Below are 26,858 nucleotides of genomic sequence, written 5' to 3'. Positions count from 1 at the left end.
TAAAAACAGACGCAGATGACTATTTTTGAAGCGATAAATAATTTTCGTTTTTAACTTGCTGATAATATTAGAGTGTTGATGAAATTTAGCCTTATTATGCTTAGAACATTTGTAGCGAAATTAAGGTTCGGGTATACTGTTTTCCCGTCCTGTTATATCCATCATCTTTTAAACCTAAACTTTCAGGTTCAGCATGAAAACTAACTATATTTTTGTGACCGGCGGGGTCGTATCCTCTCTGGGTAAAGGCATTGCCGCAGCCTCGTTGGCGGCTATACTCGAAGCCCGTGGACTCAATGTAACGATTATGAAACTGGATCCCTACATTAACGTAGATCCAGGTACAATGAGCCCAACCCAACACGGGGAAGTTTTCGTTACAGAAGACGGCGCTGAAACTGACTTGGATTTGGGTCATTATGAGCGTTTCATCCGTACCAAAATGACACGTCGTAATAACTTTACGACAGGCCGTGTCTACTCTGAAGTTCTGCGCAAAGAGCGCCGTGGCGACTACTTAGGCGCTACCATCCAAGTTATCCCGCATATTACGAATGAAATCAAAGACCGTATCATCCGTGGTGGTGAAGGCCATGATGTTGTTCTCGTTGAAGTTGGCGGAACTGTCGGTGATATCGAATCTCTGCCATTCTTAGAAGCTATTCGTCAAATGGCGGCGGAAGTGGGTCGTGAACGCACACTATATTTGCACTTAACCTTAGTGCCATATCTTGCAGCTGCGGGTGAAGTAAAAACCAAACCAACGCAACATTCTGTGAAAGAATTGCTGTCCATTGGTATTCAACCTGACGTATTAATTTGCCGTTCAGACCGTGTGATTCCTGCAAACGAGCGCGCGAAAATCGCGTTATTCTGTAATGTGCCAGAAAAAGCAGTTATCTCACTAAAAGACGTTGATTCTATTTATAAAATCCCAGCCTTGTTAAAATCCCAAGGTTTGGATGAATACATCTGTAGCCGTTTCCGTATCGATGTGCCTGAAGCGAATCTGTCTGAGTGGGAACAAGTTATTTACGAAGAAGCCAATCCTGCTGGGGAAGTAACTATCGGAATGGTGGGTAAATACGTTGAGTTACCAGATGCGTATAAATCAGTTATCGAAGCACTGAAACACGGCGGCTTGAAAAATCGTTTAACCGTGAATATTAAGCTAATTGACTCGCAAGATATCGAAACCCGTGGTGTTGAATTACTGAAAGGGCTTGATGCAATTTTAGTTCCAGGCGGTTTTGGTGAGCGTGGTGTAGAAGGGAAAATTCTGACAGCGCAATACGCACGTGAGAATAAAATCCCTTATTTAGGTATTTGTTTGGGTATGCAAGTTGCCCTGATTGAATTTGCACGTAACGTTGCCAATATGACAGATGCAAACTCAACAGAATTCAAAGCAGATTGTAAATATCCAGTTGTTGCGCTGATTACAGAATGGCGTGATGAAGAGGGTAACGTTGAAGTGCGTTCTGAAGAGAGCGACCTTGGCGGTACAATGCGTGTTGGCGGGCAGCCATGCCATTTAGTGAATGGTAGCTTAGTGCGTGATATGTATGGTGCTGAAACCATCGTTGAACGTCACCGTCATCGTTATGAAGTGAATAACTTATTACTGAAACGCATCGAAGATGCGGGCCTAAAAATCGCAGGTCGCTCAGTAGATAACAAACTGGTAGAAATTATTGAAAACCCAAATCACCCTTGGTTTGTGGCTTGCCAATTCCACCCAGAGTTCACTTCGACCCCAAGAGATGGTCACCCATTATTTGCAGGTTTTGTTAAAGCCGCTGGTAAGTACCAGAAAGGTGAGTTGAAATAAGATATGGGGAAGTCGGCGCATTGGCACCAACTTCCCGAAATTTAACTTGTACTGAGGAAAACCTAATGTCCAAAATTGTTAAAGTGATCGGCCGTGAAATCATTGACTCTCGTGGTAACCCAACTGTTGAAGCTGAAGTTCACTTAGAAGGTGGCTTCGTTGGTTTAGCAGCTGCACCATCAGGTGCATCGACAGGTTCTCGTGAAGCTCTGGAACTGCGTGACGGTGATAAAGCACGTTTCCTGGGTAAAGGTGTTCTGAAAGCTGTTGGTGCAGTTAATGGCCCAATCGCAGAAGCCCTGATCGGTAAAGATGCAAAAGATCAAGCAAATATCGATAAAATCATGATTGACCTTGATGGCACTGAAAACAAATCTAAATTTGGTGCGAACGCAATTCTGGCTGTTTCTTTAGCAAACGCAAAAGCAGCAGCAGCGGCAAAAGGTATGCCTCTGTATGAGCATATTTCTGATCTGAATGGGACTCACGGTCAATATTCAATGCCTCTGCCAATGATGAATATCATCAACGGTGGTGAGCACGCAGATAACAACGTTGATATCCAAGAATTCATGATCCAGCCTGTTGGCGCACCAACGCTGAAAGAAGCGGTTCGCATGGGTTCTGAGATTTTTCATCACTTAGCAAAAGTACTGAAATCTAAAGGTATGAACACGGCTGTAGGTGATGAAGGTGGTTATGCACCTAACTTAGAGTCTAACGCAGCAGCGTTAGCCGCTATCAAAGAAGCGGTTGAACAAGCAGGTTATGTATTAGGTAAAGACGTAACGTTAGCGATGGACTGTGCAGCATCTGAGTTCTTCAACGCTGAAACAGGTAATTATGAACTGAAAGGCGAAGGTAAAACCTTTACGTCTCAAGAGTTCACTCATTACTTAGAAGAGCTGACTAAACAGTACCCAATCGTATCTATCGAAGATGGTCTGAACGAATCTGACTGGGATGGTTTTGCATACCAAACTAAAGTTCTTGGTGACAAAATCCAATTGGTTGGTGACGACCTATTTGTAACTAATACTAAGATCCTGAAAGAAGGTATCGACAAAGGTATCGCTAACTCAATCCTAATTAAATTCAACCAAATCGGTTCGTTAACTGAAACTTTGGCTGCAATTAAAATGGCGAAAGATGCAGGCTATACTGCTGTTATTTCTCACCGTTCAGGCGAAACTGAAGATGCAACTATTGCGGACTTAGCAGTGGGTACTGCAGCGGGGCAAATCAAAACAGGTTCTATGAGTCGTTCTGACCGTGTTGCTAAATACAACCAATTAATCCGTATTGAAGAAGCTCTGGGTAACAGTGCACCATTCAACGGTTTAAAAGAAGTTAAAGGCCAAGCATAATTTAATTGCTAAGCTAATTGATTGCAACGGGAGGCATCGGCTTCCCGTTTTTTATGCTTAAAATAAATGATATTTTAAAAAACGATAAAAAAATCATTTTTTCCATATTAAAGTTAATCTTAAATTTACCTATTTTATTAAAACGAATTCAATAATATTTATTTTCTGTGATAGAAATAAGTCTTTAAAATAAATTAATTTTGATATTAAATGGTGGAATATGGAAAAGGAAGGTTATGAGTCGTTACTTGCCATTTCAAGGGAAGGCAGAGATAAAGCAAGAACTGCTCAGGAAATTATCGATTTAATTAAAGAGATTAAAATTGGTTATAAAAATAATAGTTTTAATTGGGATTCGACATTAATAGAAAAAAAGAATTATATTGAAGATAAAATAACTGACATTATTTATCAATTATATAGTAATGATATCCCGGCAGAATCAAGTGGGTTAAATCTTGAAGAAAGAAATTTATTTTTTGATGAGTTTAAAACTCTTCTAAATTCAGAGGTTAGGGATAAAGTCAGTATTAGAGTCCAAGGGCAAAATGAAGAATCTTTTTTTAAATTAAGTTCAGAACAACAATTGAATGCAAGTGCTTATCGTATTTTACCAAAAGATTACCGTCAACGTTATTTGAGTAGATCCAAATTAATGGCTCGATTAACGGTTAATGTTAATAAGAAAAATTACATTGATTTAGCAAATGCTTTGATTAAGTTATATGACAATGATCCCCAAAAAAATGTCTTTCAATCAAAAATTATGGGGCCAAGAAAATTAGGTAACAGAACCGATCAAGCCGTTATTTACCTTGCAGAGGCGAGTTCTGTGTCTGCTAAAGAAGTTAGCCAGCAATTAAAATCACTGCTACCACCAGATGCACTTATTGAACATACGCCCGTTGGTATGAAAAGGCTAATGACTGGGATCTCTTATTCTGAAACGGTAGAGGGGCAATCTAGTAGCTATGGTGAATCAAGGGCAGTGATTATGGCCAAGGCAGTCACTGAATCGTTATTAACAGGTGAAAGGTTAATAAACACATTACCAAGAACATTACAACGTTTTGGCTATGATCCTAAAGACCCTGCGCTTATTTCTCAAACGATTAAAGATAGGTTTTTGAAAACAGGGCTGAATGGTTCAAATTTAGAGTTAGGTACTACTGATCCAAGTCGAGATATACAACAATTTGTATTAACCCCCGAGCAATTTTGCTACTCATATAAAGTTAATGCAGGTTATCTCAATGATATAGACGAAATACCAGTAAGTGGGAAATTTGTATTTTACCGTAATGAAAAATCTGAATATGAAATAAAGTATGTTGATGATACTTATCATTCAAATCCTGCTTATGCACTAGAGAGTTATTTTTTAGATACTAACTCAAAAGGGGCAGATAAAGACTTTTCTAATTATATTGATATAGAAAAAACATCTCCAGAAAATAAATTTTTATTTTTAAGTAAGGTTAATAAAGGCTCTGTTATTGTCACAGAGTTAGATTCAGAAAAATATAGAGTTTTCTATGATAGTCGTTATAACAGTTCTTTACTTTATGATAATGTTACCATGGCTATAGATGAGCGGGATTATAAAAATAGGGAGCATGATAGTCCCTTTATTTTTTTATATTTTGATGATGAAAATTGGAAGTTGGTTTTTCAAGATAGAACGAATCAGGATGGATTACACTTTTTGCCTGATAATGTAAAAATTAAATCAGCAGAGAGTTATTTTTTAGATGAAAAAAAACGGAATTTAATCTTTACAGAAAAAATGTACACGAAAAGTTGAATCTTTTTGCAAAAAAAATAGACGTCTATTTTTCTACAGCTGAAGAGTATTCAGTCACAGATGAAAAAAAAGTTAACTCTATTCATTGGTTAAATTTAGCTAATGAAGTAAAAAGAAAAGTCCAATCGAGTTCAGATGAGTTAAAAAATAGAATTAGAAATATAGAACTAAATTTAAAGAGAATTAATGATGAAGATATTATTTCTGATATGCAAGCAACGATAGATGTTAATCAAGTTTTAGATAGAATAAAAAATGAACAATTTAATGAGATATACTCGAGCTTGCTTGAGGTTGAATATGCTTTTTATTTGCAAACACTTAAACAGAATAAAGGTATGGACTTTGTGGTTCGAGGAATAAACTCAGGGTCTTCATCATCTAAAGCAGATGAACGTAGTCGGCTAACAATAATCGAGCGCTATGAAAATTTATTGTATTTACATAGAACATCAAAGAATATTGATTTTAGAAATGAATTTAATGAAGGAATGAAAAATTATAATAATATTATAATTAAAGAAATTAATAGTAATGCAACGTCTTGGCAATTAAAAAAACAGTATGTATTAGCGGAGATTTCCGCAAAAGAAAGAGGTGCATTATATCGATTGATTCAAGATGCTGATTATGCGGAGTATATCGATAAAATTCTTATTGAAACGGGTAAGATCAGTGAGTTTTTTTATGAAAATGGTAGTAAAAGAAATAGGTTGATCCCTCAGGACTTTTACTTATCAATTATTAAAAGTGAATCTGGTGGACGCTGTTATCCACTGGTTAGGGCGATGTCTGTTGCATTGGCAAAAGGGGGACAAAATAGTGCTGATAAACTCATAGATAAACTCTATGTCGCTGCTGCAAATCCAGATGATGAAAATTCCATTTTATTAAAGGAGGGGTTGAATAACCTACACTCAAATACCGGTGCTGTTGAATCTTCTTTTTCCTATGGGAAAATGAGCTTAAACAAGATCCATGAGTTATTAACTGTTCGTGATGACACAATGATGTTTGCATTAAATACTAATAGTCATTCAATGATGTTAGGGAAAAAAGTGGAAAATGGTAAGAGTAACTACTATTTTTATGATCCTAACTTTGGTATTTTTGTATTTGATAATAGCCAAAGTTTATTTAATGCAATAACAAAGTTCTTTATTGAGAAAAAATTTGCACCTTATTACTCTGCATTTGACGTAGATGGAAAGCCGGCTTTTAATCTGGTTTATATCGATACCCATAAAATGAGTGAGGTTTCGATAGGTAACCAGCTTACCGTTGAAAATTTAAGCGATGAAAATGAGATTAGCACAATAGAAGCGAGGCAGAATAAAGCAAGATTAATATTAAGAGGCCAAAATGAAATATACCAAGATTTACAATTAAAATGTTCACTATCCATCTTGGATGCAAACCAGTGGGCAGAAAAAATTCATGAAGCAAGCGTTAAATTATCTGTAGAAAATAACCTTGATGATCGATGGCTTCCCTTGTTTTCTAATATAGAAGAAGAGAAAGAGGGGCATTATCGTATTCAATTTATTCACTTAGATGACACAGATTTAACTCAATGGGTTGAAACAACCGATAAAACATTTAAAGATTTTCACCAATATAGCCTTGAAAAAATGACGGAGTTTGGGCGCGATTATCATTTTATTGAAGAAGAATTCAGACAAAAAAGCCTAACTGTAGAAGGTAATTCTATTGATGGTTTAAATGCGGGGGTTGTGATTCAATCAATCATCCAATGGGTAGAAGACAGAAACCGGAATGAAAATACAAAGACTTCGAATACATCAAATTTAGCTATAGCTTTAAAAATTCATACCTATGTAAATTATGCATTAATCACCCAGAGCACAGTAAAAGATATTGCTCATATAACGCAATTAGCTAAAACCGCATTAAGTTACCAAACAAAAGCAGTAGCTCCCTCAATGAATCTCTTTTCATCATCACTCGCTAAAGTTGCTAATGAGGGGCTATCGACATTATTTAATGGTGCATTGATTGGGTTTGATATTTATGAAATAACACAAGCTGAAAATGAGCCACAGACAATCACTTTTAGTACTCAACTCGTTTTTGATTCTGCAAGTTTTTTAGCTAATACTATGGCTATAGGTGCTGATGCTTTTGGTTACACGACTGCATCAGCCTCTTTCGGTGGAATGGGGGTCATTGTTTCTGGGCTTGGGATTGGTTTCACAGCACTTGCGCGTAATTTTGCCATCATAGGTGAGGATGCCAAAGCGGTTGGTTTGTATTTTAGCACACTGGATAAAGCATACCAAGGTAACGGTTATGAATATTCGAAAGATAATAAAACTTTAATACCTAAATATGGTGCTGTATTTAAAACTATCGACTTACAAGCGGATAAAATCGAATTTGATAGTCAATATATTTATCGCACGAGTGAGAAATCTTCTGGCGGGGGGCGAAAAAATTATATTTTTTGGGCGGGTAATTTTCCAACTATGGTACATGATAGACAACAAGCAATTAATATTCGTACAGGAATAGGCTATGTAAGTAGGTACCGTACTGTGGATTTCGCTTCACAGGAGAATGTTTTTTTACCAGTGACACCAAAATCATATATAAAGTATGACTATAATTTATGGCCTGGGGCAACAACAAGGCACGACAATGGTTTTGATGTTATTCGTAGGCTAGAGCGGACTGATAAATTTGATTATGATTTTTATATTTTCCCAAGCGAAAATACAATTACTCATATTTACCATGAGTATGTTAATACCCCAATAAGTGTTAGGTTAGACAATAAAAAACGTAATCTAATTATACCTAATTTACCAAAAGAGTGGCACGGATTTGTTAGTTATGATCTAGAAGGGTGTGGGGGAAAATATACCATTAATATTAATGAAGGAGTCAATGTATTATTATCAGATTGCTCAAGCTGCCAGAACTCTTCTCAATGGATAATTAACTCAAAAGATAATAATAATATAAAAATATTTGATGATCGAGTAAGCGTTGGGGAGGTTGATTTTTTTATCAAGAATAAAAATCCAGGAAGTAAATATTATATTATTGGAAATGAGAATGAAGTAAACGAAATAAATTTCAAAACAAAATCGATGACAGTTGTGAGTATTGATGAAACAGTATGGAAAAATAACATAAAAGGTTTTGATGCATATTTACACACTTTAGCCTTGGAACATAGAACACATCAACAGTATGTTATTATTGAAAATTATCAGCATAATGGAAACAATGTAGGCCGTGCTTATTTTGATGTGAAAACGGAAAAAATACTATTTACAGACTCAATTGATGCAGAGAAAAAAAATGCACTGTTAGCGTGGGTTAGAAAAGATAAGGCTATTTTTTATTCAGTAGGCTCGCCTCTGATTTGGGTGACAGACCTTAATAGTGGAAAGGTTCTTTCTGAATACCGATTAGAAAACAAAATGGCACGTAATTTAGACGTTTTAAAAGTATGGTCAGAAGAAGATATTATTTATTTTTCTTGTCGCTATCAAGATTCACTCGAGGTAGCAAATTACCAAATTGTAGAAAATAACATTGAATTGGTGAGTCTTGTTTCAGCACCTGAACTGTTAGTCGATTTAGCTAGCACTCATACTCAGTTAGGAAGTACTGAACCTGAAGACATTTTACAGCGTTACTTAATTGATAATAAAAATAATTTTGGAATGTCACAATTGAAATACTCCAGCTTAGCCAGTTTGGTGATGATATCTGGAAGTGACTACAATCAAGCTCAGCACCGCTACTGGATTAGACTCAAAGATAATAAACTGATTAAGCCTAACCTATCTGCTTCGTTAGGGTTTGGTCATTTTCCCGTCGATCGTACTTTGAGGCAAAGTCATTGGGCAATCCCTGAGGATTTACATTTAGTCTCATCATTATTTGATAACGATAGGACTGAAGTCTTTTACTTTTATAGTGATAAGGAAAAATCACTATATCAACAAAGAGGTGCGGGGCAAGATGTATTAAATGTAATAAAACCTTCAGCCTGGTTTATGTTCATGCCTAATTTAGAGCGTGTATTTACATGGAAAGGAAATTTACTACTTGTTGATAGCATTGGTGTTGTTAGCCAGTTAAATGTTAATAGGTCTTCATCTACAGTTGCATTGACTGATAAATGGCTTCGAGAGCATGCATATTGGTGGCGGGACTTAGAATCTGATTATCGGGATAAAACGGTTCTTCCATTACTTGGTATTAGAAGTGTTGATAATAGCAAAATACTTCCAGCATGGAGTGTTCAAGGGAAAGTCATCATTGCACATCAACTTTCTTCAGAAAATGAACTGCAATTTTTAGGTCTGAACGCAACGTGTTCTGGAGGGTTAATTTTTGATAGAAAGCAAAAAAAATTGTATGAACAACACTTCGCAACAGAAAAAGAATTAATGGCTGCATTTTCTGAAGGCTCAGTACTCAATAACCCAACTGATTTACCTGCTATAATTGACCTTTACTCTGGCTTTCAAATTAATAAAGTAGAACGAGTAGATGAAGGTTTATTAATTTCCGCTGAAAATGGAGAAATACTTTATGTTGGTTTATTAAACAGCCAGTCAAATAATGAATTTAGTGCTAATCATTTAAGTTCTTCTTTGATTGTTCAAGGTGGAAAAGAGCATGATATTCTTAGCCCATCAATAATCAAAAACGTGAAAAATATTATTTTAAGTGGCGGAGAAGGACAAGATAGTTATTTAATCAGCCAAGAATCATGGCTGAATTACCAAACGATTATTATTGATAATGATAGCTATGATGAAAAAGAGGATCTTCTCATTTTGCCTGCATTAAATCGCCGTTCACTTATGACGTTTCGTCGTGATGATGACTTAGTTATTTTTGATATAAATTCATCAACATCATTAGTTATTAGGCAGGTGTTTGGTCAAAACGCTAAAACACATAATCATTTAAAGATCCGAATACACAATCAATCATACTCTATGAGTCTGAGTGAATTTACTCGTGATACAATACATACAGAAAGTTTATTTAATGCACAACAAGGTGATTTTAGCGCAATGAGTGAACATCAAACTCAATTAATTATTGAAAAAGCAGTGATGTTTAATTTTGACCTTGATTTATCACAGCAAGACACTGGTGCTTATTTTCCATCAGAACGTGCATTAAGTTTGATGCCACCACTTTTATCACCTTACTTATAGATTTAACTGATTGATTTCATAGCTGGTTTTTATAGCAATAAATTAACCAATGGAATAAGTTGTTTTATTATATAAAAATCAGCAAGTTATGTTTATTCTTACCCAAGGGAATAAAAAGAGATTTATATTGCACACTTTTCATATGATAGTTTTTAACTCTTCGATTTTTGCGATGCAATAGCTCGGTTTTTTTGGAGTTTATGGTAAAGATTAGCAAATTACACGGCATAGATCGCACTTTTGGTTACTCCACATTTTCATTCCATTCAATTAACTCTATATTTCAGACCTTGTAAATAAATATTAACAATAATACTCGAAAACAATTTGCTTCCGAGCTATGGAGTCTTACATGGATGCTTCTGAATCTTTGACGCCGGCAGTAAGTCCAACTCCCGCCAATAAGCGTGGTTGGATTATTTTAGCAATTGATATTGTGCTGTTGGTTTTACTTTTGAAATACCTACCTTTTGATGAGAAAGCGAATGCAGGGTTAGCGATGATGGTTTTCATTGGCGTGCTTTGGCTTACTGAAGCTATACACGTTACGGTGACAGCGCTATGCATTCCTATTTTAGCCGTGGGACTTGGGCTAATGAATACTGGGGATGCGCTTAAATCCTTTGCGAACCCCATTATTTTCTTATTCTTTGGTGGGTTTGCATTAGCCACAGCCTTGCATATTCAAGGTTTAGACAGGCTTATCGCGAATCGCTTATTAATGGCTGCGCGTGGGCGTCTCTCAGTTGCTGTATTGCTGTTATTTGGTGTAACGGCGGGCTTGTCAATGTGGATCAGTAACACGGCAACAGCAGCAATGATGTTACCGCTTGTGCTCGGTATTTTGTCCAATCTTGATGTCCGTCATGAACGTAATACATTTGTGTTTGTCTTGCTTGGTGTGGCTTACAGTGCAAGTATTGGCGGATTAGGGACGATCGTTGGTAGCCCTCCAAATGCCATTGCGGCTTCTGCTTTAGGCTTAGACTTCCTTTCTTGGATGAAATACGGCATTCCAATTATGGTTGTGTTATTGCCGATGATGTTTGTTTTAATGTACATGATGTTGCGCCCAAACCTTAAACATCGCTTTGAAATTGAATTAGAACATGTTGAATGGAACAGTAAACGTATTACTGCAATGATAATATTTTTGTTAGCGGTAGTCTGTTGGATCACTAGTACTTTTATCAGCGATGCATTCGGTGGTGTGAAAGATTTAGACACCATCATTGCGATGAGCGCCGCAATTCTAATTTGTGTCACGGGCGTCGCAAATTGGTCTCAGATTCAAAAAAATACAGAGTGGGGCGTATTGATGTTATTCGGTGGTGGTTTAACACTGAGTGCAATTTTGAGCTCTTCTGGCGCAAGTAAAATTATGGCGGATTGGATGCAGCTAACATTTGGCCAAAGTCATTGGTTTGTCATTATTTTAGCGGTCACGACCTTTATTATCATTCTGACAGAATTTACCAGTAATACGGCAAGTGCTGCGTTATTAGTTCCTATTTTTGCAACAGTGGCTGAAGCGTTGGGTATGCCTGTCATTGTGCTAACCATGATTATTGGTATCGGTGCATCGTGTGCCTTTATGTTACCTGTAGCAACACCACCTAATGCGATTGTGTTTGGTTCGGGTTATATACGCCAAATAGAAATGGTGAGAGTTGGAGCTGTACTGAATGTCGCTTGTATCATTGTGATTTCATTATTTGCTTGGTTCTTCTGGATGTAATTCAAAAATCTACCTTACGGCCTCTTCTTTTGAGGCCGCTTTACATTGTTGTTTTGCATTTCGATATTATTGAGGGGGGCGTGCGACGAGTGCTTGTTGACTCTTCCCTATCTGAAGAACTCCTGTATTTGAAAATGTTATTTCACTGTTACCACGTAATGAGAAATTCAGTGCTTTAATTGTCCCATGAATATCGATTTTATTTTGAGGGCAAAGAAAATCATTACTGCATTGATATTGATGACTCTCTAACATCACAGTATGCCCTGTTAATTTCGCTTGTTCACTTAATTCAAAGTGATTTCCTTGAAAATATGGGATATCTGTTTTGAATTTAGTGTTATGTTTTATCACACCTTCACTTGGTGAAAGTGTTCCACTACCTGACGTACTTATGTAGTTTTGCAAGGCAGCATTGATATTGAGGTTATTTTGCAGTTTTATTTGATCGGCAAATATATTCATTTTAGATAACTGAATAGGATTGCCTTGTTGTTGGCTTATGCTGATTAGCCCAGCCGGGTGGGTTGAAAATTTAAGATTACTGTAATCCTCCTTTTTTTTAGGTTCAAGTTGCTTCTTATTTTCTTTATTTCTAACGTATTGCTGTTCTAATTTCCCTGCAATTAAAGACAGGCTATTGATATTATTTATCGTGCCTTTTTTCCAAGAAATACCATTTGGGTTTGCAATAACAAGGTTTGCTCGTTGTCCCTTGATACCTAATACCCCTTGAATCTGAGTTTCTTCGGTACCTGTCACTTCTGCGAGTATTAACTTTGCAGCCTTATCACCCAAGTTATTATTGCTCGCTACATCATTATTAAAAATCAAACCATGTTCATTTGAAGATAAGGTCTCGAACGTATTGAATGAAATATGGTTTTTTAGAGGTGCATTGATATTGATGATTTTGGCTTTATCAATACTGAGCTCATTTGCATTAGTAATGAATGGCGAAAATAAGAAAAAGACAGTGATAGTTTGTGTCGTTATTGATTTCATTTATCAGCTCCCTGCTATTAAAAAATCCCTTAATCGCTAAGGAGTATAAGGGGGAATGCATTTTTCAAAGCAATCAAAAAATAGTATGGGATTGATAGAAACAGGTAAAAGGGGGTAATTATATTGAGTTAAGAAGAAAATAAGAGCCACATTTCAGTGGCTCTCAGACTGCTGACAAACCGATTAGGTTTGACTGCAGGTTGGATAGGTTTTGAAAATAAATCAGGAAAATCAGTTTATTGATTTTCGGCTGATAACACAAAGCAGGAAAAACCACGCTTTTATCCTGTTTTGTCAACAACCTAAGAGCCACATTTCAGTGGCTCTTATTAATATGTTACTTATCAGCAACTAGTGTGCTGCAGGTGGATGACTGTGTTCAATATCTTCAGACTTCTTAGAGAAGCGGCGACGGATCACCACGAAGAATACAGGAACAAAGAAGATAGCCAGAGAGGTAGCAGCAAACATACCACCCAGAACACCTGTACCTACTGAGTTCTGAGAAGCTGAACCTGCACCATTACTAAACACTAGCGGGATAACCCCCAGCATAAATGCCAGTGATGTCATCAGGATTGGTCGTAAACGCATCTTAACGGCATTTAGCGTTGCTTCAACTAACCCTTTACCTTCTTTTTCCATTAGGTCTTTGGCGAATTCAACAATCAAGATTGCGTTTTTCGCTGAGAGCCCAATGGTTGTTAATAAGCCAACCTTAAAGTAAACGTCATTATCTAAACCGCGAATACTGGTGAAGAGTAATGCACCGATAATACCCAATGGAACCACTAACATAACGGAGAATGGCACTGACCAGCTTTCATAAAGAGCAGCCAGACAGAGGAATACCACTATCAAGGAAATCGCATATAAAGCAGGAGCTTGGTTACCCGCTAAGCGTTCTTGATAGGACATACCTGTCCACTCATAACCAATACCTTCTGGCAGGTTTTCAGTCGTGAGTTTTTCCATCAATAGCATCGCATCACCCGTACTTTTTCCTGGTGCTGCTTGGCCTTGAATATTCATTGCTGGCACACCGTTATAACGTTCTAAGCGTGGTGAACCAAATTTCCAAGGGTCTTTGGATTCATCTAAGAATGCCGAGAATGGAACCATTTTGCCTTGGTTATTACGAACATACAGGTTGCTAATATCCGATGGCAACATACGACTTTCTGCATCACCTTGTACGTAAACTTTCTTAACACGACCGCGGTCGATAAAGTCGTTTACATAGCTTCCACCAAAGACGGAGCTGAGTGTTGCGTTAATATCGCTGATTGCGACACCTTGTGCCTGCGCTTTTTGTTGGTCAATGTAGATACGATATTGTGACGTATCATCCTGACCATTTGGACGAACACCTTGGAGCATTTCTGGATGTTGAGCCGCTAAACCAAGTAATTGGTTACGTGCTTGCATCAGTTTGTCATGCCCTAAGTTACCCTTATCCACTAACTCGAAGTCAAAACCGTCTGCGGTACCTAACTCAACAATCGCGGGTAGGTTAAAGGCGTAAATCAGTGCCTCTTGTTTCTTGGACATCGCAATATTCGCGCGTTGTACAATCGCATCAACGTGGTTTTCATCACCTTTACGTTCGCTCCAATTTTTCAGAACGACGAAGGCGAGACCCATATTTTGACCTTGACCCGCAAAGCTAAAGCCTCCAACGGTAAAGACAGATTCAACATTGTCTTTTTCGTCAGTATGGTAGTAATTGTTGACTTCATCTAATACAGCTTGAGTTTGTTCTTGTGTTGATCCAGGTGGTAATTGAACCATTGACAGGAATACACCTTGGTCTTCTGCTGGTAAGAAGGACGACGGTAAACGAACAAACATGAATGCCATGCCTGCCACTAAAATCAGGTAAATCACCAGGTAACGACCTGTGCCGTTAAGCATGCGGCTTACGCTGTCTGTGTAGTGGTGAGCTTGTTTTTCAAACGTTCTGTTAAACCATCCAAAGAACCCTTTTTGACTACCATGGCTGCCTTTTTCAATTGGCTTTAACATCGTGGCACACAGTGCTGGTGTTAAAATCATCGCCACCAGAACTGAGAGGATCATGGATGAAACAATGGTAATTGAGAACTGACGGTAAATTGCCCCTGTTGACCCACCAAAGAAGGCCATTGGGATAAATACCGCAGACAGCACCATTGCAATACCGACTAACGCACCTTGGATTTGACCCATTGATTTTTTGGTCGCTTCCTTCGGTGATAAGCCTTCTTCTTGCATAACACGTTCAACGTTCTCTACAACAACGATGGCATCATCGACGAGTAGACCGATGGCGAGTACCATCGCGAACATGGTCAAGGTGTTTATTGAGTAACCAAATGCCGATAGGATGGCAAATGTCCCCAACAATACAACAGGAACGGCAATTGTTGGGATCAATGTGGCACGAATGTTCTGGAGGAACAAATACATAACCACGACAACCAACATGATTGCTTCAACTAATGTTTTAACAACTTCGTTAATCGAGATTTTAACGAATGGTGTTGTATCGTATGGATAAACGATTTCTAACCCTTGCGGGAAGAACGGTTTCATCTCTTCCAGCGCAGCACGTACGTTGTTAGAGGTATCTAACGCATTCGCACCTGTCGCTAGTTTAATACCGATACCTGCAGCAGGTTTTCCGTTAAAGCGCGCTACGGTACTGTAGTTTTCCGCACCTAATTGAACATCCGCAACATCTTTAATACGAACTTGCGAACCATCCTGGTTAACACGCAGTAAGATATTAGAAAACTCTTCTGCACTGTTTAAACGTGTCTGTGCAATGATTGAAACGTTTAAACGTTGGTTTGCAATTGACGGCGAGCCACCGAGCTGTCCTGCTGCAACTTGGTTATTTTGAACCTTGATTGCATTAATGACATCGGTCGTCGTCATATTGTATTTAACGAGTTGCTCTGGTTTTAACCAAATACGCATGGCATATTGGGTACCAAACAACTGTGTTTCACCCACACCATTTACACGGCTTAATGGGTCTTTAATATTCGAACCTACGTAGTCAGCAATGTCATATTGGCCCATCGACCCATCGTTGGACACGAAACCTGCAACCATTAAGAACGAACTTGTTGATTTATCGACACTAATACCTTGCTGTTGAACTTCTTGTGGCAGCAATGGCATCGCCAGTTGCAATTTGTTTTGCACCTGTACTTGCGCGATATCACCATCAGTTCCTGCTTCAAAGGTAAGCGTAATGCTAGCAGAACCTGATGAGTCACTGCTCGATGACATATATACCAAGTTATCGATACCGTTCATATTCTGTTCGATAACCTGCGTTACTGTGTTTTGTACCGTCTCAGCATCCGCTCCTGGATAGTTAGCTGAAATAGAAACAGCTGGAGGTGCGATGGTCGGGTACTGAGAAACAGGTAACTGGATAATTGCCAACAGACCAGCAAGCATGGTGATAATCGCAATTACCCACGCAAAAATTGGTCTTTCTATAAAAAACTTAGGCATTAATCAGCCGCTCCCTTATTTAGACTTTTCTTCAGGTTTAGCCTGATTGTCTATGGATTGCGTTTCTAAGTTTGCTTCCTTAGGATTCACAACAATTCCTGGTTTGATTTTTTGTAAGCCAATGACGACAACGCGATCACCTGCTTTTAAACCGTCTTTAATCAGCCATTTGTTGCCAACCGCTTGTCCTGCTTTAACCGTCCTGACTTCAATTTTATTCTCTGCGCCAACAACCATGACTTGAGAGGTACCTTGAGCAGTACGCGATAAACCTTGTTGAGGAACCAAAATTGCATTTTCAACAACGCCATCTTCTAAAATTGCACGGACAAACATTCCCGGAAGTAACTCTTTGTTCGGGTTAGGGAAAACGGCTCTCATAGTAATGGAACCTGTGGTTTCATCCACGGTGACATCAGAGAACTCGAGAACACCTTTTTGTGCGTATTCTTGGCCATTGTTATTAATTAAACTAACAGGTGCCTGACCAGACTCTTTTTGCACAGCGCCTTGTGCTATCTCATTTTTTAGACGCAGAAAATCATCGCTCGATTGCGTCACATCAACGTAGATAGGGTCAAGTTGCTGAACTCGCATTAATTCAGTTGCTTGTCCTGTGGAGACCAACGCCCCTTCAGTCACATTCGATTTGCCAGTACGGCCACTGATTGGTGCGGTCACTTTGGTATAGTTCAGGTTGATACGCGCAGTCTCAACAGCTGCTTCGGCTGCTTTGACGGCAGCAAGCGCTTGGGCATAAGTTGAAGTCGCTTGGTCGTATTCTTGCTGACTAATGTAATTCGTCCCTAATAATGGTTTATAACGCTTAACCGTCAGAGCCGCGATATTTGCATTCGCTTGCGCTTTTGCAAGTTCTGCTTTTGCACTGTCGTAGGTTGCTTGGAAAGGAGCAGGATCAATTTGATACAAAGATGTTCCAGCTTCTACGTCGCTACCTTCTTTATAGTTACGTTTTAAAATGATGCCGCTCACTTGTGGGCGAACCTCGGCAACACGGAATGCAGATGTACGGCCTGGTAACTCGGTTTTGAGAGTCAGAGGTTCGGCTTTCAGCGTAACAATTCCTACTTCAGGCGCCGGGCGTTCTCCGCCACCTTGTTGTTCATCGTTACAACCTGATAAAGCTAAGCCACCTGAAAGAACCAACAGAGCCAGAGGTAACACCCCTCTGTTTTTTCGCATAAGTTAACCTCAATTAATCAATATGAGTTCAAAACAAAAATAAGAAAAATGGTAAACAATATGATTTATCACTGTGCTATAGTACAAACATACACGAATGTATGTAAATCAGCTTTCGATAGAAACGGGTCACAATGGCACGAAAAACTAAACAACAGGCTGAAGAAACCCGCCAGGAAATACTAGATGCTGCCATCAAAACATTCTCTGAGCGAGGGGTTTCAGCCACATCATTAGCCGATATTGCAAAAGCAGCGGGGGTAACCCGAGGTGCAATATATTGGCATTTTAAAAATAAAGTTGATCTCTTTTATCAGGCCTGTGAGTTTGGCGATAACCAAATAATCCAAGCTGAAGAATATTATCGTTCTAAATATACCAATGATCCACTTTCAATACTAAGAGAATTATTAGTTTTTATTTTGACCGATTTTATCGACAATCCCAAAAACCGTGCGTTGATGGAAATTTTCTTTTTAAAATGCGAATTAGTTGGTGAGATGGCTGAATTAGTCGATTTTAAACGGGCTAATTATGTGGCTAGCCAGTGTCGTATTGTCGGTAATTTGCAAGATTGTATCGATGCTGGGCAATTACCTGCTGACCTTGATATTGAATGCGCTGCCATCATGATCCGTTCATTAATGTCGGGTTTGTTAGAAAACTGGCTATTACAACCTGAGAACTTTAATATAAATCAACACACGATAACGTTGGTTGAGACACTATTAGAGACATTAAAGTGTAACCCAGCAATACGACTTAAACCCACTCAAATATAATAAACTGGAGTAACAGATGGCCTCTATTCTGATTATCGCCAATGGCGCGCCATATGGTAGTGAAACTTTATTCAACTCCCTGCGTCTTGCTATCACGCTAAAAGAGCAAAATTCAGATTTAGATTTAAAAATTTTTTTAATGTCAGATGCGGTTTGTGCAGGTTTAGCTGCTCAAAAGCCGAAAGAAGGTTATAACCTTCAGCAAATGTTAGAGATTTTAACGGCTCAAGGGGTGCCTGTTAAATTATGTAAGACATGTACCGATGCCCGTGGTATCAGTGAGTTAACTTTAGCGGATGGCGTTGAAGTTGGCACACTAGTGGAATTGGCTAGCTGGACATTAACATCAGATAAAGTCTTAACATTCTAATTTGTTGGTTTAAAATGTTAGCCTAATCGTATGTGCTGGTAATGTATTACTGGCACTTTACTTTTCTGGATAAAGCTGGAACAAAAGAAAGAATATGAGCGGGTATAAGAATATTATGATGATAAAACAACAAAGAATAGAGCGGTATTTTATTAGCGCTGTGTTGTTACTCGCAATGATATTTTTTTCTTACTCCGCATCTGCTTTAGCTCCCAATAACCTGCCTAGTAAAAACGACATTAAAAATTCGCTCACTGCGTTAAGTAAAAAAAGTAGCTTAAGTGAAGAAGAAAAATTGGTGCGTGGGGACTTAGAAAAAACATCTGATTTTTATAATGAATTAGATAAACTTGAGCAACGAACGGAAGAACTGCAAAAAAAACTTAATCGAACAAGTGAAGAATCAAGAATTGCTATTCAAGGTTTGCAACAAGTTAGAAATGAAAGCGAACGACAAGCCTCCCAATTCGCTGAAAAGATAAAAAGTAGCTCACTTTCTCAATTAGAAACCCTACAATCGACCTACTTAGAAAACTTACAGTCTGAACAAAACGACCTAGCAACCTATAATAGCCAACTTATCGGTTTACAAACTCAACCAGAACGTGCGCAGGCGTTGATGTTAGATAATGCGCGGCGATTACAAGAAATTCGTAATGAATTAAACAGTACACTTAATGACTCAGTGAGCTTGCGGCCTTCTCAGGTTGATATGCTACAAGTCGAGCAGTATCTCTTGCAGCAACAAAATGAATACCAAAAACGGATTTTGCAAACTAACACGCAATTGCAAGATGTTCTGCAAAAGCAACGTGATTATACCGCAGCGTATATTGTGCAGCTTGAGGATCAGGTTCAACAGCTACAAGCGGCTATCAGTAATCGCCGTCTAGATGATTCCCAATCAACTGTGCGTGAAGCTTTAAATACTTCTGAAGCGGATATTCAAGCACAGCAAAACCCCGTTATTCAAAAAGAAGTCGCTATTAATAATGCGCTCAGTGACCGATTGATCCAAGTGACCGAGGAAAGCAATAAACTGGTACAAAACGGTATCCGTGTTAAAGCGTGGTTAGAAAGGGCAACGCAGTCAGAACGTAATTTGAAAGAGCAAATTAACGTTTTACGCGGGAGCTTATTGCTATCTCGTATCTTATTCCAACAGCAAATCGATTTACCGCCAGATATTTTAACTAAAAACTTGCCTGTGACGATTGCGGATTTACGTCTTGAACAGTTTGATATTAATCAGCAGCGTGATGCGTTGTATCAACCTAATGACTACATCTCTGGTTTAGAGAGCCAACTGGCCGTCAAAACAGGTGAAGAACAGAGCAGCGGATCATTGCTATCAACAGATGATAAGGCCGCATTGACCAAGCTTTTAGATGTCAGGCGTGGCTTGTTAGATGAGCTTAACCAGCAACTGGGCGGGCAAATTTCCCAAGCAATTAACTTGCAGCTCGACCAAAACCAATTATTGAGTGTGGTAAGCTCCCTTGAAAATACATTAGCTCAGCAAATATTTTGGGTGAACAGCAATAAACCGATGGATTTGGAGTGGATTAAAACCTTCCCAGAAGCTGCGGCAGCTCAAATCAGCAGTTTTGATTTCAGTTTATCGTCTCGCAGTATTCAGCGCGGGATAACAAACTCGTTGTTAGTGGTGATCCCGCTGGTATTGATTGCGGTGATTTTTATTTGGTTTCATCGCAAAATTAACCGACGTTTACAAGAGATTGACCAACGCTTATCGAGCCTACGGAATGACAGTGTTTTGAGCACGCCAATAGCGCTCTTACTGACATTGATGCAAACCCTGCCTATCTCTTTATTATTATTGGCGATAGGTTATTGGTTCTTAAAAACAGGTAATGTCCAAGGGCCGTTCTTTTGGCAGTTTTGCCAACAACTTGCCATTTTTTGGGCGTTGTTTGAGCTGACATTCCGCATATTGAAGCCACAAGGCATTGCACAGAAGCATTTTGGGATAGACCAAGGCACTATCTCACGTACTCGTCGCCGTATGTCACGGTTATCTATCCCGCTGATCCCATTAATCTTCTTTTCAACTTATGGCGTGATCAACCCACTAAAAGTATCAGAAGATGTGATTGGGCAATTGATAGTTTTAGTTTCGCTACTGCTGTTGTGTATTTTTACCGTGCCATTTTGCAAACAAGTCTGGCAAGAGAAAGGCAGCCATTTAACGCGGACGATTGTCATCACATTATTGACGTTTTCCCCGCTTATTTTAGTGGGGCTGATGATGGCGGGTTACTATTACACAACGCTACGTTTGGCAAACCGTTGGCTTGATAGTTTGTATTTGTTGTTGCTTTGGTATATCACCTATAACGCCTGTTTAAGGGGCTTGACGCTGGTGGCGCGCAAGCTGGCTTATCAACGTGCAGTCGAACGTCGTGAAGCATTAAGGCTAGAAAGGCAGGAACCGCAGGAAGATGCGGAAAATGAGCCAATTAAAGAGCCGCCAATGACCATTGAACTGATTAGCCAGCAATCTTTGCGTTTAACAACCATGGTGTTGTTTATCATCTTTGCGTTGGCGTTTTATGGTATTTGGTCTGATTTTATTACCATTTTCTCGTTTTTTGATAGTGTGGAACTGTGGCGCTATACCGATGTTTCTCCTGAAGGTACGAATATTCTTCAGTCCGTGACACTCGCCAATCTCATTTTAGCGGTGGTGATTATTATTGTTGCGTGGGTGATGACCCGCAACTTGCCTGGGCTATTAGAGGTCCTTGTTTTATCACGCTTAAAATTGAGACAAGGGTCAACTTATGCCATAACGACGATATTAACGTATATCATTGTGGGGATCGGTGCGATTGCGTCTCTGGGCATGATTGGCGTGACATGGAACAAATTACAATGGTTAGCTGCCGCTTTAACCGTCGGGTTGGGGTTTGGTTTACAAGAAATTTTTGCGAACTTTGTTTCGGGGATCATCCTCTTATTCGAAAGACCGATCCGTATTGGCGACACCGTCACCATCGGGACCTATTCAGGCACGGTGAGCAAAATTCGTATTCGTGCGACCACCATTGTTGATTTCGATCGCAAAGAAGTGATCATTCCTAATAAAGCGTTTGTCACTGAACGGCTGATCAACTGGTCGTTGTCAGATACAGTTACGCGGATCACGATTTCACTGGGCGTAGCGTACGGATCGGATCTGGACAAAGTGAAGCGTGTATTACTCTCTGCGGCCACCAGTAATGCCAAAGTGATGACAGAGCCCGCACCGAGCGTCTATTTCACCACGTTTGGTGCGAGCACGTTAGACCATGAACTGCGCTTCTACGTCCGCCAAATTGGCGATCGCAGCGTGACCAGTGATGAAGTGAATCGAGCGATTGATAAACTGTGCAGAGAAAACGACATTGATATCGCCTTTAATCAGCTGGAAGTTCATCTGCACAATAATAAAGGGGAGGAAGTACAGGAAGTGCAACGTTCCTCGAAAGAAAATGGCGAAGATAGCGGGAAATAATTAAAGCTCTTCAAAGCAGGCTGTTTCTGCCGTTTGCTTTTGTTGTTTTAAAATATAATCATTTTTAACAATATCTAGGGCTTTAAGAACAATATCGGTTTCAATATCTGACGTTTCTAACAAGTAAATCAAATCAACTGCAAGCTGTATTTCGAGGGAGGCATCTTTGAGTGAGTCCATTCGTATTCCTTATATTGCGGTGTGTCGTATTATTCAAAATACTGATTTTCTTGGTGCTCTATGGCCTTTTCAATACGTAAAAGAGCTTGGCGGCAACGGTACAAACGGCCTGCTAATGTTGCGAGCTCTTTTTGGCATTGGTGCTGTAAGCGGTGGTCTGTTAGCCCTGATAATTGAAGTTCTTTTTCACTGACCATCGCTTGTAAGCGGCGCTCATAATCTTGATGTTGTGATAAACGTTCATATAAATCAACCTGTTCCTTTTTCTTGGTAAAGGATGATTCTTTTTCACGCAACGATTGCGTTGAAATTTCGCGGGAAATAGCCTGCATTTGATGCACAATTTTTTCGGTGAGAAAATTCACTTGTTCGGTATGGTTCAGTGTGACACTGTTGCACAACTGCTGATAAAGATTATTTAACTCTTTTTGGCAATCCCCTAAGCGCGTCGATTTATGGCTAAACAGTTGCATATCAAAACGTGAGTGGGAAAACTCGTTATCTTTAATGGGAGCGACACGGGTTTCTAACTCGTCAATTTGCTTTTTTAACGCATCCAACAGAGCTTGTATTTTCATTTTTTGTTCCCATTAAATGTGAAAAATCGCGTAAAATTGATATTCAGCAACAAAACTCACCGCAAATAGACGGCTGCTTATTGCATTTTTATGGTACTTTACATAGATTCTACACTTTCGTGTTTACTACATGGCTTTTATTATGACCGCTAAAGAGCAACAACTGCAATTGATTAAAGAAAGTATCGCATCCATTCAAGATTATCCAATCGAAGGTGTGATCTTCCGTGACATTACAACTTTGTTAAATAACCCTGCTGCATACCAAGCAACGATTGATATGTTAGTTGAGCATTATCAAAATAAAGGCGTCACTAAGATTGTAGGAACTGAAGCGCGAGGTTTTCTATTCGGCGCACCAGTCGCATTACGTTTAGGCGTGGGTTTCGTTCCTGTTCGTAAAAAAGGAAAATTACCGCGCGAAGTATTAAGTATGACTTATGATCTTGAATACGGCACTGATACCCTTGAGATCCACAAAGACAGCATTCGTCCAGAAGATAATGTGCTGGTGATTGACGATCTGCTGGCAACAGGCGGAACAGTTGAAGCGACCGTGAAAATGATCAAGCAACTTGGCGCAAATGTAGTTGAGGCTGCATTTATCATTAGCCTACCTGACTTAGGTGGCGTTGAACGCTTACAAAAAGAAGGCGTTTCTTCATACAGCTTGGTTGAATTCCCTGGCCATTAATCTTTATTTTTCCTCTATTTTTATCACAGTCTCGCCGCAGAGGTTGAGGCTGTGGTAGCATGTACTATGATTACCTTTATTCACACACCATTATTAAATTACTGTGGGATCCATGAGCTATCAGGTACTTGCCCGTAAGTGGCGACCTCAAAAATTTTCAGACGTTGTTGGCCAACAACATGTCTTGACTGCACTTGCTAATGGGCTGGAGCACCAGCGGCTTCATCACGCCTATCTTTTCTCGGGGACTCGCGGTGTTGGGAAAACCACAATCGCACGCCTTTTTGCTAAAGGGCTCAATTGCGAAACAGGGATCACAGCAACGCCTTGTGGCCAATGTGCAAACTGTCTTGAAATTGAGCAAGGCCGTTTTGTTGACCTCATTGAAATTGATGCCGCTTCGCGAACGAAGGTCGAAGATACGCGTGAATTGCTAGACAACGTGCAATATGCACCTGCGAGAGGGCGCTTTAAAGTGTACCTCATCGATGAAGTTCACATGCTTTCACGGCACAGCTTCAATGCGCTGTTAAAAACCCTCGAAGAACCGCCTGAGCACGTCAAGTTTTTATTGGCAACGACGGATCCACAAAAATTGCCAGTGACGATTTTATCGCGTTGCTTACAGTTCCATCTTAAAGCGTTGGACGTCACGCAAATCAGTGAACAGCTCGAGGTTATTCTCAATGCAGAAAATATTGAGCACGACCAACGTGCACGTCAATTAATTGCTCGTGCTGCGGATGGCAGCTTGCGTGATGCATTAAGTTTAACTGACCAAGCCATTGCTATGGGGCAAGGTAAAGTCACCGCAGACATAGTCAGCCAAATGTTAGGAACGTTGGATGATGAGCAACCTTTAGCCATTATCGAAGCCCTTGTTCGAGCAGATAGCATTGCGGTTATGACCCAAGTGGAGCACGCGGCAAGTCGCGGTGCTGATTGGGAAAACTTATTAGTGGAAATTCTATCGCAACTGCACCGCATCGCGATGATCCAATTACTGCCTGCGGAACAAGAAACCGACCCATCTTCAACAGAGGGGCGTTTACGGCAAGTGGCTAGGGTGGTTTCCCCTGCGGATTTGCAACTTTTTTACCAAACTCTGTTGGTGGGCAGAAAAGAGCTGCCTTATGCGCCAGAGCGGCGTATGGGGGTTGAAATGACGCTATTGCGGGCGTTAGCTTTTCACCCAAAGAGCGTGATTGAAGAGATTGAACCGCCCCCAAGAATAGTGCAGCAAGCGGCTGTTGTGAACCAGCCCGTTACTCAGCAACGTGTTGCACCTTCGATGCCTCGTTCAGAAAATTTGCCTGAAAATAGCCCGACAGCGCAATTGCTCAAAGCAAGGCAGGCGCTGCAAGTGCCACAAAGTGAGGATCCTAGCCCAAAAAAGGCTAAACCGGTGATGTCTGAAAGGGCAAAGCCGGCGGTATCAGCACTGGAAAGGCTGGCCGCCGTGACCAGCAAACATCAACAAAATGTGGAAAACAAAGCATCGGGGTCTGCAAAACCAGAAAAACCGAAGCAGTATCAGTGGAAGCCACAAAACGAAGCCGTTATGAACTCGAAAGAGGCGGTCACCACGCCAACGGAGATTAAAGAGGCGCTCGAATATGAGAAAACCCCTGAATTAGCAGTAAAAATTATCGAAGAAGGGCGTGAACGAGATAGCTGGTCAGGTCAAATTGCAAAATTAAATATTCCCAAGCTAGTTGAACAATTAGCTTTGAATTCATATATAGAAGAATTAAGTGAGTCGCAAATTGCTTTGCATTTGCGTCCCGCTCAGAAACACCTTGATAAACCCTCTGCCCATAGAGCATTGGAAGAGGCTCTGAGTGAACTGTATGGTCGTACTGTTGAACTGAAAATCGTTCACGATGATAATAGTGAGGTGAAAACCCCGCTGGAATGGCGACAGGCGATTTATGAAGAGAAACTGGCACAAGCTCGCCAGTCTATTATTGCGGATAAGACGATTCAAAAACTGCGCTCAATGTTTGATGCGCAGTTGGACGAAGAGAGTATTCGCCCCGTTTAACGCTACAGTCTTATATTTAGCTGTAGCCTCAGTTGTGAGAGAAAACTATGTTCGGTAAAGGTGGATTGGGTAACCTGATGAAACAGGCCCAGCAAATGCAAGACAAAATGCAAAAGGTTCAGGAAGAAATCGCTCAACTAGAAGCTACAGGCGAATCTGGCGCGGGTCTGGTTAAAGTCACTATCAATGGCTCACACAACTGTCGTCGCGTAGAAATTGACCCTAGTCTGCTCGAAGACGACAAAGAAATGCTGGAAGATTTAATTGCTGCGGCATTTAATGATGCAGCACGTCGTATCGAAGAGACGCAAAAAGAAAAAATGGCGAGTGTTTCTAGTGGTATGCAATTACCACCAGGCTTTAAGATGCCATTCTAATGCAAACTAGTCCGCTTCTTGAATCATTAATGGAAGCTCTGCGCTGTCTCCCTGGTGTTGGGCCAAAGTCAGCGCAGCGAATGGCTTTCCAACTACTACAACGTGACCGTAGTGGTGGGATGCGTTTAGCGCAGTCGTTAACACGTGCGATGTCTGAAATTGGCCATTGCCGTGATTGCAGAACATTTACTGAACAAGATGTATGCAATATTTGTGATAACCCCCGCCGCCAACAAAATGGCTTGATCTGTGTGGTGGAAAGCCCTGCGGATATCTACGCTATTGAGCAAACGGGGCAATTTTCAGGGCGTTATTTCGTTCTGATGGGGCATCTATCACCGCTAGATGGTATTGGCCCGATGGATATCGGCTTGGATCGGCTTGAAGAGCGCTTAGCCGCCGAATCAATCGTCGAGGTGATTTTAGCCACCAATCCGACGGTGGAAGGCGAAGCAACGGCAAACTATATTGGGCAAATGTGCGCGCAATATGGGGTGACGGCGAGCCGTATCGCCCACGGGGTTCCAGTGGGGGGGGAGTTGGAGCTTGTAGATAGTACGACGTTATCCCATTCGCTCTCCGGCCGCCTTAAACTTTGATATCCTCGTCATATTTCAATCTGTAGGGGTGTTGGCTGCACTCGGCGAC

General features: G+C 40.1%; 17 protein-coding genes. 12 read left to right on the top strand and 5 right to left on the bottom strand.

What is annotated here, in order from left to right; all coding sequences use genetic code 11:
* Window positions 1-193 precede the first annotated feature (193 nt).
* The 5 genes from pyrG (at window position 194) to PSF27_RS14630 (ending at window position 11,950) form a co-directional block, all read left to right on the top strand.
* Window positions 194-1,831, top strand: coding sequence for a glutamine hydrolyzing CTP synthase (pyrG, locus tag PSF27_RS14650; RefSeq protein WP_272681755.1), 1,638 nt, complete (start codon window positions 194-196; stop codon window positions 1,829-1,831).
* Window positions 1,832-1,896: 65 nt separating this feature from the next.
* Entirely contained in the window at window positions 1,897-3,198 is a 1,302-nt protein-coding gene (gene eno / locus PSF27_RS14645) for a phosphopyruvate hydratase (protein WP_206082943.1), read from the top strand.
* Window positions 3,199-3,418: 220 nt separating this feature from the next.
* Window positions 3,419-5,002 (top strand): T3SS effector HopA1 family protein, encoded by a 1,584-nt coding sequence (locus PSF27_RS14640; RefSeq protein WP_272681754.1) that lies wholly within the window; start codon window positions 3,419-3,421, stop codon window positions 5,000-5,002.
* Entirely contained in the window at window positions 4,999-10,212 is a 5,214-nt protein-coding gene (locus PSF27_RS14635) for a TcdA/TcdB pore-forming domain-containing protein (RefSeq protein WP_272681753.1), read from the top strand. Before PSF27_RS14640 ends, PSF27_RS14635 begins: the two co-directional genes overlap by 4 nt.
* A gap of 352 nt (window positions 10,213-10,564) precedes the next feature.
* Complete coding sequence (locus PSF27_RS14630; RefSeq protein WP_206082941.1) at window positions 10,565-11,950, top strand: SLC13 family permease; 1,386 nt, start codon at window positions 10,565-10,567, stop codon at window positions 11,948-11,950.
* 66 nt (window positions 11,951-12,016) lie between these two features.
* On the opposite strand, the gene PSF27_RS14625 is transcribed toward PSF27_RS14630, so the two are convergent.
* The 3 genes from PSF27_RS14625 to PSF27_RS14615 all read right to left on the bottom strand — a co-directional run bounded on the left by PSF27_RS14625 (window position 12,017) and on the right by PSF27_RS14615 (window position 17,668).
* Window positions 12,017-12,955 (bottom strand): two-partner secretion domain-containing protein, encoded by a 939-nt coding sequence (locus PSF27_RS14625; RefSeq protein WP_272681752.1) that lies wholly within the window; start codon window positions 12,953-12,955, stop codon window positions 12,017-12,019.
* Window positions 12,956-13,306: 351 nt separating this feature from the next.
* Window positions 13,307-16,465 (bottom strand): efflux RND transporter permease subunit, encoded by a 3,159-nt coding sequence (locus tag PSF27_RS14620; protein WP_272681751.1) that lies wholly within the window; start codon window positions 16,463-16,465, stop codon window positions 13,307-13,309.
* Window positions 16,466-16,480: 15 nt separating this feature from the next.
* Entirely contained in the window at window positions 16,481-17,668 is a 1,188-nt protein-coding gene (locus PSF27_RS14615; protein ID WP_219246126.1) for an efflux RND transporter periplasmic adaptor subunit, read from the bottom strand.
* Window positions 17,669-17,802: 134 nt separating this feature from the next.
* Here PSF27_RS14615 and acrR point away from each other — a divergent pair, with 134 nt between their 5' ends.
* The 3 genes from acrR to mscK all read left to right on the top strand — a co-directional run bounded on the left by acrR (window position 17,803) and on the right by mscK (window position 22,337).
* Window positions 17,803-18,450, top strand: coding sequence for a multidrug efflux transporter transcriptional repressor AcrR (acrR, locus tag PSF27_RS14610; RefSeq protein WP_272516294.1), 648 nt, complete (start codon window positions 17,803-17,805; stop codon window positions 18,448-18,450).
* A 16-nt stretch (window positions 18,451-18,466) separates the two neighbouring features.
* Window positions 18,467-18,820 carry a DsrE/DsrF/TusD sulfur relay family protein gene (locus PSF27_RS14605; protein ID WP_206082936.1) on the top strand — a complete coding sequence of 118 codons (354 nt, stop codon included), beginning with the start codon at window positions 18,467-18,469 and terminating at the stop codon, window positions 18,818-18,820.
* A 118-nt stretch (window positions 18,821-18,938) separates the two neighbouring features.
* Complete coding sequence (mscK, locus tag PSF27_RS14600; protein ID WP_272681800.1) at window positions 18,939-22,337, top strand: mechanosensitive channel MscK; 3,399 nt, start codon at window positions 18,939-18,941, stop codon at window positions 22,335-22,337.
* On the opposite strand, the gene PSF27_RS14595 is transcribed toward mscK, so the two are convergent.
* Both PSF27_RS14595 and priC read right to left on the bottom strand, forming a co-directional pair.
* On the bottom strand, window positions 22,338-22,517 hold the full coding sequence (locus tag PSF27_RS14595) for a DUF2496 domain-containing protein (protein ID WP_206082934.1): 180 nt from the start codon (window positions 22,515-22,517) through the stop codon (window positions 22,338-22,340). It abuts the gene before it with no gap.
* Window positions 22,518-22,546: 29 nt separating this feature from the next.
* Window positions 22,547-23,095: a primosomal replication protein PriC gene (gene priC / locus PSF27_RS14590; protein WP_206082933.1), complete on the bottom strand. Its 549-nt coding sequence runs from the start codon at window positions 23,093-23,095 to the stop codon at window positions 22,547-22,549.
* 142 nt (window positions 23,096-23,237) lie between these two features.
* Here priC and apt point away from each other — a divergent pair, with 142 nt between their 5' ends.
* From apt to recR, 4 genes are all read left to right on the top strand, one after another.
* Window positions 23,238-23,789, top strand: a complete 552-nt coding sequence (gene apt / locus PSF27_RS14585) for an adenine phosphoribosyltransferase (RefSeq protein WP_272681750.1) — start codon at window positions 23,238-23,240, stop codon at window positions 23,787-23,789.
* 112 nt (window positions 23,790-23,901) lie between these two features.
* Window positions 23,902-25,833: a DNA polymerase III subunit gamma/tau gene (gene dnaX / locus PSF27_RS14580; protein ID WP_206082931.1), complete on the top strand. Its 1,932-nt coding sequence runs from the start codon at window positions 23,902-23,904 to the stop codon at window positions 25,831-25,833.
* 47 nt (window positions 25,834-25,880) lie between these two features.
* Window positions 25,881-26,210, top strand: coding sequence for a YbaB/EbfC family nucleoid-associated protein (locus PSF27_RS14575; protein ID WP_004260403.1), 330 nt, complete (start codon window positions 25,881-25,883; stop codon window positions 26,208-26,210).
* Window positions 26,210-26,809: a recombination mediator RecR gene (gene recR, locus PSF27_RS14570; protein ID WP_206082930.1), complete on the top strand. Its 600-nt coding sequence runs from the start codon at window positions 26,210-26,212 to the stop codon at window positions 26,807-26,809. The genes PSF27_RS14575 and recR overlap by 1 nt, the downstream gene beginning before the upstream one ends.
* Window positions 26,810-26,858 lie beyond the last annotated feature (49 nt).

This window comes from Providencia sp. PROV129, assembly GCF_028482245.1.
Taxonomy (GTDB): Bacteria; Pseudomonadota; Gammaproteobacteria; order Enterobacterales; family Enterobacteriaceae; genus Providencia; species Providencia vermicola.
This window is presented reverse-complemented; position numbering and strand designations above follow the sequence as displayed.